At 58.9% G+C, this 13394-nt stretch carries 13 protein-coding genes; 6 read left to right on the top strand and 7 right to left on the bottom strand.

What is annotated here, in order from left to right; genetic code table 11:
* Position 1: 1 nt before the first annotated feature.
* The 3 genes from ACLH1U_RS05010 to ACLH1U_RS05000 all read right to left on the bottom strand — a co-directional run bounded on the left by ACLH1U_RS05010 (position 2) and on the right by ACLH1U_RS05000 (position 3485).
* On the bottom strand, positions 2-619 hold the full coding sequence (locus ACLH1U_RS05010) for a DMSO/selenate family reductase complex B subunit (protein WP_032452738.1): 618 nt from the start codon (positions 617-619) through the stop codon (positions 2-4).
* 10 nt (positions 620-629) lie between these two features.
* Complete coding sequence (gene ynfE / locus ACLH1U_RS05005) at positions 630-3065, bottom strand: selenate/tellurate reductase subunit YnfE (protein WP_102003959.1); 2436 nt, start codon at positions 3063-3065, stop codon at positions 630-632.
* 150 nt (positions 3066-3215) lie between these two features.
* On the bottom strand, positions 3216-3485 hold the full coding sequence (locus ACLH1U_RS05000; RefSeq protein ID WP_004206039.1) for a DUF1161 domain-containing protein: 270 nt from the start codon (positions 3483-3485) through the stop codon (positions 3216-3218).
* A gap of 101 nt (positions 3486-3586) precedes the next feature.
* Here ACLH1U_RS05000 and ACLH1U_RS04995 point away from each other — a divergent pair, with 101 nt between their 5' ends.
* A complete protein-coding gene (locus ACLH1U_RS04995) occupies positions 3587-4297 on the top strand; it encodes a YnfC family lipoprotein (RefSeq protein WP_023289554.1) in 711 nt (236 codons plus the stop codon).
* Here the strand turns inward: ACLH1U_RS04995 and speG are convergent.
* Positions 4291-4851, bottom strand: coding sequence for a spermidine N1-acetyltransferase (gene speG, locus ACLH1U_RS04990; RefSeq protein WP_004206037.1), 561 nt, complete (start codon positions 4849-4851; stop codon positions 4291-4293). The two genes, ACLH1U_RS04995 and speG, sit on opposite strands and share 7 nt — an antisense overlap.
* Before the next feature lie 66 nt (positions 4852-4917).
* A complete protein-coding gene (locus ACLH1U_RS04985) occupies positions 4918-5259 on the bottom strand; it encodes a DUF1283 family protein (RefSeq protein WP_004206035.1) in 342 nt (113 codons plus the stop codon).
* Between the two features lie 108 nt (positions 5260-5367).
* Here ACLH1U_RS04985 and ACLH1U_RS04980 point away from each other — a divergent pair, with 108 nt between their 5' ends.
* The 4 genes from ACLH1U_RS04980 to ACLH1U_RS04965 all read left to right on the top strand — a co-directional run bounded on the left by ACLH1U_RS04980 (position 5368) and on the right by ACLH1U_RS04965 (position 9561).
* Positions 5368-5730, top strand: a complete 363-nt coding sequence (locus ACLH1U_RS04980) for a YnfA family protein (RefSeq protein ID WP_072140454.1) — start codon at positions 5368-5370, stop codon at positions 5728-5730.
* A gap of 114 nt (positions 5731-5844) precedes the next feature.
* Positions 5845-7128 (top strand): MFS transporter, encoded by a 1284-nt coding sequence (locus ACLH1U_RS04975; RefSeq protein WP_023289556.1) that lies wholly within the window; start codon positions 5845-5847, stop codon positions 7126-7128.
* Between the two features lie 269 nt (positions 7129-7397).
* A complete protein-coding gene (locus ACLH1U_RS04970; RefSeq protein ID WP_411299108.1) occupies positions 7398-8861 on the top strand; it encodes a mannitol dehydrogenase family protein in 1464 nt (487 codons plus the stop codon).
* Between the two features lie 268 nt (positions 8862-9129).
* Complete coding sequence (locus ACLH1U_RS04965; protein WP_044522819.1) at positions 9130-9561, top strand: universal stress protein; 432 nt, start codon at positions 9130-9132, stop codon at positions 9559-9561.
* 51 nt (positions 9562-9612) lie between these two features.
* Here ACLH1U_RS04965 and ACLH1U_RS04960 read toward each other — a convergent pair whose 3' ends face one another.
* Both ACLH1U_RS04960 and ydfG read right to left on the bottom strand, forming a co-directional pair.
* Entirely contained in the window at positions 9613-10299 is a 687-nt protein-coding gene (locus tag ACLH1U_RS04960; RefSeq protein ID WP_004206025.1) for a GntR family transcriptional regulator, read from the bottom strand.
* 91 nt (positions 10300-10390) lie between these two features.
* The gene (gene ydfG / locus ACLH1U_RS04955) at positions 10391-11140 is read right to left on the bottom strand and encodes a bifunctional NADP-dependent 3-hydroxy acid dehydrogenase/3-hydroxypropionate dehydrogenase YdfG (RefSeq protein ID WP_023289559.1); all 750 of its coding nucleotides are present in this window, start codon (positions 11138-11140) and stop codon (positions 10391-10393) included.
* Positions 11141-11270: 130 nt separating this feature from the next.
* Here ydfG and dcp point away from each other — a divergent pair, with 130 nt between their 5' ends.
* Positions 11271-13316, top strand: coding sequence for a peptidyl-dipeptidase Dcp (dcp, locus tag ACLH1U_RS04950; RefSeq protein WP_411299107.1), 2046 nt, complete (start codon positions 11271-11273; stop codon positions 13314-13316).
* Positions 13317-13394 lie beyond the last annotated feature (78 nt).

The raw sequence follows: 13394 nt of genomic DNA, 5'->3' as shown, positions 1-13394 counted from the left end.
CTCACACCTCCTTCGGATTTGCCAGATAACCGGTGGTATCGCCACACGGCCGGGCGTTGCGGTTAGGTTTGATCGCGATGCTCGGCTGAGTGAAGTGCGCGGAGGGCAGCGGGGCCACCGCCGCCAGCTGGCCGTGCTTAGCGCGCAGTTCGGCAATGGGGCCGAAATCGAGCGCCCGCAGCGGGCAGGACTCGACGCAGATCGGCTTTTTCCCCTCGGCGACGCGCTGATAACAGCCGTCGCACTTGGTCATATGGCCTTTGTCGGCGTTGTATTGCGGCGCGCCGTACGGGCAGGCCATATGACAGTAGCGGCAGCCGATGCACACCTCTTCATCCACCACCACAAAACCGTCTTCTCGCTTGTGCATCGCCCCGCTCGGGCAGACTTTGGTGCAGGCCGGATCGGCGCAGTGGTTACAGGCGATGGAGAGGTAATAGGCGAACACGTTCTGCTGCCAGACGCCGTTGTCCTCCTGCCAGTCGCCGCCGGCGTACTCATAGATGCGACGGAAGCTGACTTCCGGAGTCAGGTTCTTATAGTCCTTACAGGCCAGCTCGCAGGTTTTGCACCCGGTACAGCGAGCGGAGTCGATAAAGAATCCATATTGCGTGCTCATGGTTTACTCCTTAAACCTTCTCGATGTCGACCAGGTTGGTATGCTGCGGATTCCCTTTCGCCAGCGGCGAGGGGCGATGGGTGGTCAGGGTATTCATGCAGGCGCCATGGTCAACCCGGTCCCCGGCCATATTGGCGTCGTGCCACGCGCCCTGGCCCATCGCCGACACGCCCGGCATGATGCGTGGCGTCACTTTCGCCGGCAGCCGGACTTCGCCGCGCTGGTTGAACACCCGCACCAGATCGCCGTTTTTAATCCCGCGTTTTTCCGCGTCCAGCGGGTTGATCCACACTTCCTGACGGCAGGCGGCCTGCAGCACGTCCACGTTGCCGTAGCTGGAATGGGTGCGCGCCTTATAGTGAAATCCAAACAGCTGCAGCGGATACTGGCTGCGCAGCGGATCGTCCCAGCCTTCAAATGTGGAGGCATAGACCGGCAGCGGGCTGATGACTTCGTCTTTCTCCAGCTGCCAGCGGGCGGCAATTTCGGCGAGCCGGCTGGAGTAGATCTCAATTTTGCCGGACGGGGTTTTGAGCGGATGCGCTTCAGGATCGCGGCGGAAGTCGCGATAGGCGACGAAGTGGCCGTTCGGGTCCTTGCGCTTGTAGATGCCCATTCGCTTCAGCTCATCGTAGGCCGGCAGCGCCGGATCTTTCGCCACCATTTTGGCGTACAGATGCTGCAGCCACTGCGCCTGAGTACGTCCCTCGGTAAAACGCTGGTAGACATCGTCGCCGAGCCGTTTCGCCACTTCGCTTAAGATCCAGTAAATCGGTTTGCGTTCAAACTTCGCCGAGGTGGCGGGCTGGATGAAAATCAGATAGCCCATATTGCCGGCGTAATCGTTGGGAATAATATCTTCCTGCTCAACGGTCATCAGGTCGGGCAGCAGCAGGTCGGCGTATTTCGCTGACGAGGTCATAAAGTTGTCGATGACCACGATGGTTTCGCACTTGCTTTCGTCCTGCAGGATCTCGTGGGTCTTATTGATGTCGGAGTGCTGGTTGATGAGGGTATTGCCCGCGTAGTTCCACAGGAACTTGATCGGCACATCCAGCTTCTCTTTGCCGCGCACGCCGTCGCGGGTGGCGGTCATCTCCGGGCCTCGAGCGATGGCGTCGGTCCAGGTGAAGCAGGAGATGGCGGTTTTCACCGGGTTTTCCAGCACCGGCAGACGCTCGATGGTGATGGTGTAGGTCGATTCTCGGGCGCCGCTGTTGCCGCCGTTGATGCCGACGTTGCCGGTTAAAATCGGCAGCATGGCGATCGCCCGGGCGGAGAGTTCGCCGTTGGCCTGGCGCTGCGGCCCCCAGCCCTGGCAGATGTAGGCCGGTTTGCTCATGCCGATGTCGCGCGCCAGCTTAATGATGCGATCGGCGGGGATGCCGGTGATACGCGAAGCCCACTGCGGCGTTTTGGCGACGCCGTCGTCGCCCTCGCCGAGGATATAGGCTTTATAGTGGCCATTCTCAGGCGCCCCGGCCGGCAGCGTCTTCTCATCGTAGCCGACGCAGTATTTATCAAGGAACGGCTGATCCACCAGATTTTCGTTAATCAACACCCAGGCGATACCGGCGACCAGCGCGGCGTCTGTGCCGGGGCGAATGGGGATCCACTCATCTTCGCGACCGGCGGCGGTATCGGTGTACCGCGGATCGATAACGATCATCCGCGCGTTGGAGCGCTCGCGGGCCTGTTCCAGATACCAGGTAATGCCGCCGCCGCTCATGCGGGTTTCCGCCGGGTTGTTGCCGAACATCACCACCAGCTTACTGTTTTCAATATCCGAGGTGCTGTTGCCGTCGTTACTGCCGTAGGTGTAGGGCATGGCGCAGGCGATCTGCGCGGTGCTGTAGGTACCGTACTGGTTAAGCGAGCCGCCGTAGCAGTTCATCAGCCGCGCCACCGGCGAAGCGGAAGGCGAGGAGCGGGTCATGTTCCCGCCGACGATTCCTGATGAGTAGTTAATGTACACGGCTTCGTTGCCATATTGCGCGACGACGCGTTTCAGACGGTCAGCAAGGGTATCCAGCGCTTCCTGCCAGCTGATACGCTCAAATTTGCCTTCTCCGCGTTTGCCGACGCGCTTCATAGGATAGTTAAGGCGATCCGGGTGGTTGATGCGCCGGCGAATCGAACGCCCGCGCAGGCAGGCGCGGACCTGATGATCGCCGTAGCGGTCGTCGCCGGTGTTATCCGTTTCCACGTAGACCACTTCATCATCACGCACGTGCAGCCGCAGGGCGCAGCGGCTGCCGCAGTTGACCGAACAGGCGCCCCAGACAATGCGGGTGTTGTCGCCGGCAGCCTGCTGGACCGCCGCCGCGGCGCTGCGCAGCGTAAAGGGCAGGGGAAGCCCGCCGGCGGCCAGCGCCAGAGAACCGAGGGCTGTGGATTTAAGTAGCGCGCGTCGGGTGACGCCGCCGGAAGATTCCTGATTCGACATTGCTCACTCCATGATAGTTATGCTGGGCGGAGAAGGGCCGCCGCGTCTTTAACAGACGCCGGGGTGAGCGATAATACGTTATGGGTAGCCGGCAGATCTTATCCCTGGTCAATGCAGGGATAAGATCTTTCGTTTGAAAGCGAGGCGGGCTTACTGAGCGTCGTTTTCGGCGGGACTGTCGCTGTTACGGGTGTAGGTGATTTTGAAGGTGTCGTTGGCGCAATGACCCACCACCTGAGCGCCGGGCTGGTCCGCCTGGTCGTTTGGCACAATGGCCAGACTGAAGGCCGTTTCCGGTACGCCATTGTTAATGATCTTCTGTTGAATATCATTTTTGACCCGTTCACAGGAGTCGGGGGCCGCCAGCACGGTCGTGGAGCACAGCAGCAGCGCGGCGCCTGTCCAGAGGGATAGTTTCATCTTACGCTCCTTATCGATGGTATCCAGATTTAAGCATAGCAGAACTGGTGTAAACAATTGTATTTGCTAATATGATTGGATGTACACAAAAGGAATCATCTGTGAAAAGACTGTATTGGCTAATCCCGACCGCGCTGCTGCTGACGGCGTGCGACCGCGAAAGCGCCCCGGAAGCCTTCACCCCGGAGATGGCGAGTTTTTCCAATGAGTTTGAGTTCGATCCGCTGCGCGGTCCGGTGAAGGATTTTAGCCAGACGTTACTGGACGAACACGATGTGGTGGTCAAGAAGGTGAGCGCGCAGCTGTCAAAAGAGGGATGTTTCGATCTGCTGACGCTGGAGGATGTGGAGAATAACACCGGCGCCACGCTGCTGCTGGACGCCAACTATTACGTCGATGGCCGCACCCATGAAAAGCGGCTGCGTCTGCAGGGGAAATGTCAGCTGGCGGAGATGCCCGCCACCGGCGTGAGCTGGGAAACGGATGATAACGGCTTTATTATCAGCGCCCGCGGCAAAGAGACTACCGCCACCTACCGTTACGACAGCGATGGCTATCCGCTGGGGAAAACCACCACCGCCAAAGAGGAGCGATTTACCGTCGCCTCCACGCCGTCGAAGGATCCGCGCAAGAAAATGGACTATACCGCCATCAGCACCTTCAACGACCGCACGCTGGGCACGGTGCGCCAGACCTGCGACTACGATCGCCATGACAATCCGCTGAGCTGTGAGCTGCAGGTGATCGATGAAAGCGTCCAGCCGCCGCTGACCCGTCACTATACGATTAAAAACCGCATTGATTATTACTGAGCCGTCGGCTTCAGCAGAGACGGGCCCGGCGTTTTGTGTTCCGCCAGATACTGATGCTGGAATAGACACATGCGGATGGTGTTGCGGTACTCGCCGTTAATGAAAAACTCATGGATCAGTTCACCCTCGACCATAAAGCCGAGCTTGCGGTAAATATGGATCGCTTTTTCATTCTCTTTATCCACAATCAGATACAGCTTATACAGATTGAGCACGGTAAAGCCATAGTCCATCGCCAGCCGTGCGGCGCGGGTGGCGAGGCCTTTTCCCTGGAAGTCGGGTGAGATGATGATCTGAAATTCGGCCCGGCGGTGCACATGGTTGATTTCCACCAGCTCCACCAGTCCGGCTTTATCGCCATTGCATTCGATCACAAAGCGACGCTCGCTTTGATCGTGAATATGCTTGTCGTACAGATCGGAAAGCTCAACGAAGGCTTCATAGGGCTCTTCAAACCAGTAGCGCATCACGCTGGCATTGTTGTCGAGCTGGTGAACAAAGCGCAAATCTTCGCGCTCAAGGGGGCGGAGTCTGACGTGTAGCGCGTCGGTCATGGGAATTCCTGTGGTCAAAGCGGAAAAGAGGGGACTGAAAGGCGGCGCCCGCAGGCGCCAGCGTGCTCAGGGATTGATCGCCCGGCCGGTGCGGCGGTCAAGGCAGCGCAGGGTGTTTGGTTCCCAGTAGGCATTGACGTTGGCGCTCTTCTGGCAGTTATCCTGCGCGTCAAAGGCGACATCGGTTTTGTCCCACTCTTTTTCCGCCCGTTTGTTCACCTTCTGGCGCAGGCTGCGGGTATCGTTCCATTGCTCTTTTTCCATCGACGCCTGCTGACGGCTTTGCGCGCTGTCGCCGGACTCAATCACCAGCCGGTCGGTGGCCGCGAACGAGCTGGAGGTATAGACGACGGCGCTTAACGCCAGAATGGCGGTCAGGCACCAGCGTTTGTTCAGTGTCATGTTCATCACGATTTCCTTTAAGTGATGGGTTAACCCTCAGGTTAAGTTTACTACAGCTCTTTTGCCGGGCATAGCCGACGAAACAGCGTAGGGAAAGGGCTATTATCGCGTAGAATAGTTCAACGCTTTGTCTCTTTTACGAATCTTTTAATGCTCAAAACAACGCTGCTGTTCTTTGCCACCGCCCTGTGTGAAATCGTCGGCTGCTATCTGCCGTGGCTATGGTTAAAGCGCGGGGCCACGCCGCTGCTGCTGATCCCCGCCGGCCTGGCGCTGGGGCTGTTCGTCTGGCTCCTGACGCTCCATCCGACCGCCAGCGGGCGGGTATATGCCGCCTACGGTGGCGTCTACGTTTGTACCGCATTGCTCTGGCTGCGGGTCGTTGATGGGGTCAAATTAACCCATTATGACTGGGCGGGCGCGGCCATCGCCCTGTGCGGCATGCTGATTATCGTGGCGGGCTGGGGACGAGCGTAAGCCCGTCTTATGTGATCCCTGCCACTTTTTTAAACCCTAATTCTTGTATGGTAGTCGACCTGTTGCCTTACTTATCAGACATCATATTGGGTTATGACTCTGTAAGGAATCACGATGGCTATTGAGACATTTGCCCCACAGGCGGGCGCGACGCCGCTGCGCATCCGTCGGGTGCAGAAGATCACCCTGACGCTGCTGTTTATCGCCGGGATCGTTAACTTTCTTGACCGCTCTTCCCTGAGCGTCGCCGGGGAGGCGATACGCGCCGATCTGGGTCTGAGCGCCACCGAGTTCGGGGTGCTGCTCTCCGCTTTTTCGCTCTCCTATGGCTTCGCGCAACTGCCCTCGGGCATTTTGCTGGATCGCCTCGGACCGCGGGTTGTGCTGGGCGCCGGGCTGATATTCTGGTCTGCGATGCAGGCCCTGACCGGGATGGTCAATTCCTTCTCGCATTTTATTCTGCTGCGCATTGGCCTCGGGATCGGTGAAGCGCCGTTTATGCCCGCCGGCGTGAAATCGATCAACGACTGGTATGCGCAAAGAGAGCGCGGCACGGCGGTGGGGATATTTAACTCCTCGACGGTGCTGGGGCAAGCCATCGCCCCGCCGGCCCTGGTCATCATGCAGCTGGCCTGGGGCTGGCGGACAATGTTTGTGGTGATTGGTTTAGCCGGTATTCTGGTCGGCCTGTGCTGGTATGTGGGATACCGTAACCGACGGCAATTTACCCTCCAGGAGGAGGAGCAACGCTATCTGGCCAGCGAGGAGGCGGCCCGGCCGGCGCTGAAACTGAGCGAATGGCTGGCGCTGTTTAAACGGCGTACTACCTGGGGGATGATCCTCGGCTTCTCCGGGGTGAACTATACCGGCTGGCTGTATATCGCCTGGCTGCCCGGCTATTTGCAGGCTCAGCAGGGGTTAAGCCTGGCGCGCACCGGCTGGGTGGCGGCGATCCCGTTCCTCGCCGCGGCGGTGGGGATGTGGGTCAATGGTCTGGTGGTCGACGCCCTGGCGCGCAGAGGCTACGATCTGGCGAAAACCCGCAAAACGGCGATCGTTGCCGGTCTGGTGCTGTCGGCGCTGGGAACGTTGCTGGTGGTGCAATCGTCCACGCCGACCCAGGCGGTGGCGTTTATCTCCATGGCGCTGTTCTGCGTCCATTTCGCTGGCACCTCGGCCTGGGGATTGGTACAGGTGCTGGTGGCGGAGCATAAAGTGGCGTCGGTGGCGGCGATCCAGAACTTTGGCAGTTTTGTGTTTGCCTCCTTCGCGCCGATAGTCACCGGCTGGGTCGTGGATACCACCCATTCTTTCAATCTGGCGTTGGTGATCGCCGCCGGGGTGACCTTCGCCGGGGCGCTGTGCTACTTCTTTATCGTCAAAACCCGCATCGATTAACCGACCAGGAAGCAACAGGCCCGCAGGGAGGCGCGGCCTGCGCAATGCTCCATCTTCTCTTACCGCTTCGCGGCGAATTTTCACCTGCCATCCCAGAGATTTTGTGATCGCTCGCCAGCGACCACAACCCGGCAAAAGCTTCTTGTATGGTAGTTGACAGAAATCAAAGATGTTATACCAATTGCGTGAGATGGTTGAGGCACAAAGGCATTCTCCTCGAGAGTTCTCCCAGAGAATGGTTGATGAGCCACATAACAACGAGAGTCATCATGGAAAACACCCTCTTAACCGCTAACGCCATACAGCCGGACTACGATCGCCGCGCGCTGGTTCCCCGTATCGTCCATCTGGGTTTCGGCGCGTTCCACCGCGCCCATCAGGCGGTCTACGCCGATATACTGGCCAGCGAGCACGGCAGCGACTGGGGCTACACTGAAGTCAACCTGATTGGCGGCGAGCAGCAGATCGCCGATCTCCGGCAGCAGGATCTGCTGTACACCGTGGCAGAAATGTCCGCCGACGCGTGGACCGCGCGCGTGGTCGGGGTGGTGAAGCAGGCGCTGCACGCCCAGGTCGATGGTCTCGAGGCCGTGCTTTCGGCGATGTGTGAGCCACAGGTGGCCATTGTCTCCCTGACCATTACCGAGAAAGGCTATTGCCATTCGCCAGTCAGCGGCGAGCTGCAGCTCGATCACCCGCTGATCGCCGCCGATCTCGCTAAACCGCGCCAGCCGAAATCGGCAGTGGGTGTGGTGGTGGCGGCCTTAGCGCGTCGCCGGGCGGCAGGGCTGTCGGCCTTTACCGTGATGTCCTGCGATAACATGCCGGAAAACGGTCATGTGATGCGCAACGTCGTCTGCGCCTACGCCCGGGCGCTGGACGCGGACCTCGCCGCATGGATAGAACAGAATGTCACCTTTCCGTCGACCATGGTGGACCGTATTGTCCCGGCGGTGACGGCGGAAACCCTCGATAAAATTGAACAGCTGACCGGCGTGCGCGACCCGGCTGGCGTGGCCTGCGAGCCTTTCCGCCAGTGGGTGATTGAGGATAACTTTGTCGCCGGACGTCCACAGTGGGAGAAAGCGGGGGCGGAGCTGGTCGCCGATGTGGTGCCTTTCGAAGAGATGAAGCTGAGGATGCTCAACGGCAGCCATTCGTTCCTCGCCTATCTCGGCTATCTGGCCGGTTATCAGCATATCAACGACTGTATGCAGGATGACAACTACCGCCGCGCGGCGCTGGCGCTGATGCTGGACGAGCAGGCTCCGACCTTGAAAGTGCAGGGGGTGGATCTGTCACACTATGCCAGTCTGCTGATTGACCGCTACTGCAATCCGGCGCTCAAACACCGTACCTGGCAGATTGCCATGGACGGTAGCCAGAAGCTGCCGCAGCGCATGCTGGACTCGGTACGCTGGCACCTGGCGCACCAGCATGACTTCACGCTGCTGGCGCTGGGCGTGGCGGGCTGGATGCGCTATGTCGGCGGTGTTGACGACGCCGGCCAGGCGATCGAAATTTGCGATCCGCTGCTGCCGGTGATCAAGGAGGCGGTAGCCGCCAGCGCCGATGGCGAAGCGCGCGTCAAAGCGCTGTTGGGCATTGAGGCCATCTTCGGCCGTGAGCTGCCGCAGGAAGCGCGGTTCGTTTCGGCGGTGACCCGCGCCTATGTTGCGCTGCAGCGTCAGGGGGCCAAAGCCACCGTTGCCGCATGGGCTGAGGCGCAATAATCGTTTATTCCCGGTGTCGGTCATGGGGTCGACACCGGCTCTTCTGCTGTTTCCGCACGGTTCCGCTGATATTTCATTTTTTGCTGTCGATCGCTTTTAGCAGACTAAAAATATGATCGAACGCAATGTCCTTACATAACTCTATATTTCCCTGATTTACTAAAGATAATTAGCTGTTATTTTTCCGAATAAAGGCTGGTCATTCACCGCAAAAATGGCATAGTTAAGTTATTGAAAAATCACTTTCTCTGGAAAAGGAGTGCGGGCCATGTATAAAAAGATTTTATTGCCTGTTGATGTTTTTGAAATGGATTTAAGCGATAAGGCAGTGCGTCACGCGGCATTTCTCGCGTCGGCGGAAAATGGCGAAATCACCTTGCTCAACGTTCTGCCGAACAGCAGTCGTTCGTTATTACGCGGGTTTACCGCGGATATTCGTAAATTCGAAGCCTATATGCAGGAAGAGTCGGAGAAAAAGATGCGCGAGGTGGCGCGACTGTTCGACATGCCGATGTCGCGGATCCATACCCGGGTCGTCTTTGGTAACGTGCGCGATGAAATTCTGGCTATCAGTAACAACGAAGCGTTCGATGTGATAGTGATTGGCTCCCGCAAACCGGGGATCTCCACCCATCTGCTGGGCTCCAACGCCGAATCCATTTTGCGCTACGCCAAAACGCCGGTGCTGGTGGTCAGATAATCCTTTCCATTACGACGGCTGCGTCTGCCTTATTTCGCAGCCGTCTGATCCTTACTCTTCGCTAAACCAGTCGCGATTCTCCTGGCGGATCAACAGCACGGATTCGCTGATTTCATGCAAATGAATACTCATGGCTTTCTCGACCGCCTCGGCGTCGCGTTTTTCCAGCGCGGTGAAAATTTCATGATGCTGGCGCAGCAGCATCTCCGGGGAGGAGACATGGTCGAGGCTCATGTAGCGCACGCGGTCAATAGCGGCTTTGATGTTTTCCACCGTATCCCAGGCCAGCTGACAATCGGCAATAACTGACAACTTCTGGTGAAATTCATCATCAAGCAGGAAAAAGTCGTTTAACTGCTGGCGGTCGACGGCAATACGCTGCTGATGAAGATTCTGCTCCAGCTGATAGACTTGCTCATCGTTAATCATACCAGCGGCACGGCGGACCACCGCGCATTCAATCGCCTGGCGGACAAAGCAACCATTGCGCACCTGAGACAGGGAAATTTTGTTGACGTAGCTGCCGCGCTGGGGACGGATCTGGATAAGCCCATTCTCCGCCAGCTTAATAAAGGCCTCGCGCACCGGCTGACGAGATACCGCAAAACGCACGGAGACTTCTTTCTCCGACAGCGGCGTGCCAGGCGGGATCAGGCAGTGAACGATATCCCGGCGGAGGATGCGATAAATTTGCTGATTGACGGGTTGCGTCGGATTCAGTTGCGATTCTGCGGCCATTGATGGTTACTTTTTATGGGGTTATGCGCACTATTTTACGCGTTTTTTGCGGTTCCGCCCATACCCGGCCAGCAGGCCGGGTGGCTGACGGTTAGCCCTGGCGGTGAACGCTGAGTCCGGCAAAGCTCTGGCTCACCGGCATCATCTCCAGGGTGTTGATGTTGACGTGTTTCGGCAGGGTGGCCACCCACCAGACCGCCTCGGTCACATCTTCCGGCGTCAGGGCTTCGGTGTTCTCGTAGGTTTTACCGGCTTTGGCGTCATCGCCTTTAAAGCGGACGTTCGAGAACTCGGTGCCGCCCACCAGACCCGGCTCGATGTCGGTGACGCGCACCGCGGTGCCGTGCAGGTCGGTGCGAAGATTGAGGCTGAACTGACGGACGAAGGCTTTGGTCGCCCCATAGACGTTACCGCCGGCGTAAGGCCAGCAGCCTGCCGTGGAGCCGATGTTGATGATGTGGCCGCGATTGCGCGCCACCATGCCCGGCAGGACGGCGCGGGTCATGTACACCAGCCCTTTATTATTGGTGTCGATCATATCTTCCCAGTCTTCCACGCTGGCGCGGTGCGCCGGCTCCAGACCGAGCGCCAGACCCGCGTTGTTCACCAGCACATCGATTGCCTGCCACTCGGCGGGCAGGTCGGCAATCAGCGTCTCAATAGCGGCGCGGTTGCGAACGTCCAGTTGCGCGATATAAAGATTATCGCCCAGCTCGTCTTTCAGCGTCTTCAGGCGCTCTTCGCGACGTCCGGTCGCAATCACTTTATGACCGTTAGCGACAAAACGGCGAGTAATACTTTCACCAAAACCGGCAGTGGCGCCGGTGACCATGATAATCATCTTACTGTTCCTCAACGCTTTTTGTGTTTTCATACCATAGCACGCACAGGCGGCGACCGGTAACGGAAATCATTGCGACCCCTTAAGGAGAAGCCTAATCTTACAGGATAAGCCTGTACAGGAGAGAAAGATGTCCGAACAAAACCCCTTTTTTAGCGTCAGTCTGTTGCCTTACCAGGCGCCGCGGTTTGATCTGATCGAAGACAGTCACTATCGGCCGGCGTTTGATGAGGGCGTCCGGCAGCAGCGCGAGGAGATCCGCGCCATTATCGACAATCCGCAGCCTGCCAGTTTCGCCAACACGCTCGAGGCGCTGGAGCAGAGCGGACAGCTGCTGGCGCGGGTGACGCGGGTCTTTTTCGCCATGGCCAGCGCCCATACCAACCCTTATCTGCAATCACTGGATGAACAATTTTCCGCCGAGCTCGCCGGGCTGGGGAATGACATCTGGCTCAACGAGGCTTTATTCCAGCGGGTGAACAGCGTCTACGAGCAGCGCGAGACGCTCTCGCTTGACGGCGAATCCCGGCGTCTTCTGACCCTGACATGGCAACGCTTTGTTCACGCCGGGGCAACGCTGGCCCCGGCGCAGAAGGCGGTGCTGCGCGCCCTGAACACCGAAGCGGCCACTTTGCAAAGTCAGTTCCAGCAGCGGCTGCTGGGGGCGGCGAAAAGCGGTGGCCTGGTGGTCGATGACCGGCATCAACTGGATGGCCTGACCGATGAGGAGATAGCGGCTGCGGCCGACGCGGCGCGCGAAAAAGGGCTCGGCGATCGCTGGCTGCTGACGCTGACCAACACCACCCAGCAGCCGCAGCTGCTTGCGCTGCGCGACCGGCAAACGCGGGAGAATCTCTTAGCCGCCGGCTGGACGCGCAATCAACAGGGCGATGAGCATGATACCCGTAGTCTGGTGCTGCGGCTGGCGGCGATCCGCGCGCAGCAGGCGGAACTGTTGGGGGCGACAAATTACGCCAGCTGGGCGCTGACCGATCAAATGGCGGCTTCTCCGGCGGAGGCATTGGGCTTTATGCGCCAGATCGCGCCGGCGGCGCGGGCGAGGGCGGAACGTGAGCTGGCGGACATCCAGCAGGTGATCGACAACGAAGGCGGGGAGTTTCGCGCGCAGGCATGGGACTGGCTCTACTACAGCGAGCAGGTGCGGCGGGCTGCCTATGCCATTGATGACGCACAGCTCAAACCCTATTTTGCCCTCGAGCGCGTGCTGCAGTACGGCGTCTTCTGGACGGCATCGCAGCTCTTTGGACTCCGCTTCGTGGAACGCTTTGACATCCCGGTGTACCACCCGGATGTGCGGGTTTGGGAGATCTTCGACCACAATGGCGAAGGGATGGCGCTGTTTTACGGTGATTATTTCGCGCGCGATTCAAAGAGCGGCGGCGCCTGGATGGACGTGTTTGTCGAACAGTCGACCCTGCGGGAGCAGCGCCCGGTTATCTACAACGTCTGCAATTATGCCCGGCCGCAGAGCGGACAGAGCGCGCTGTTGTCATGGGATGAGGTGATCACCCTGTTCCATGAGTTTGGCCACGCCCTGCACGGACTGTTCGCCAGCCAGCGCTATGCCAGCCTCTCCGGGACCAATACCCCGCGGGATTTTGTCGAGTTTCCGTCGCAAATCTTCGAACACTGGGCCAGCCATCCGCAGGTATTCGCCCACTATGCGAAGCACTATCGCTCCGGAGATCCGATGCCGGAGGCGCTGCGCGACAATATGCTGCGTGCGGCAACCTTCAATAAAGGGTACGACATGAGCGAGCTGCTAGCTGCTGCGCTGCTCGATATGCGCTGGCACACGCTGTCGACCACCGCGTTTCCGGACGAGGTGGATGCATTTGAGCAGAGGGTACTCCGGGAAGAACACCTCGATCTGGCGGCCGTTCCCCCGCGCTATCGCAGCAGCTACTTCTCCCATATCTTCGGCGGCGGCTATGCGGCAGGCTATTACGCCTACCTGTGGACCCAGATGCTGGCCGACGACGGCTATCAGTGGTTCGTGGAGCAGGGCGGTTTGACCCGTGAGAACGGTCAGCGCTTCCGCGACGCGATTTTGTCGCGCGGCAATAGCACTGATTTAGCTGAACTTTATCGCCAGTGGCGCGGGCACGATCCACAGATTGAGCCGATGCTGGAAAATCGTGGTTTGAGCGCATAGGCCATCGGGCGGTGAGAAGCGATCGATTGGGTGTTTTCATTATCAGGCGCTTTTCACTGGCCATGCTTTGATCGCAGG

Source organism: Klebsiella sp. 1SOBk5mer, assembly GCF_046603115.1.
Lineage (GTDB): Bacteria > Pseudomonadota > Gammaproteobacteria > Enterobacterales > Enterobacteriaceae > Klebsiella > Klebsiella quasipneumoniae.
The sequence above is the reverse complement of the archived record's forward strand: the minus strand, read 5'-3'. Positions and strand labels throughout refer to the sequence as shown.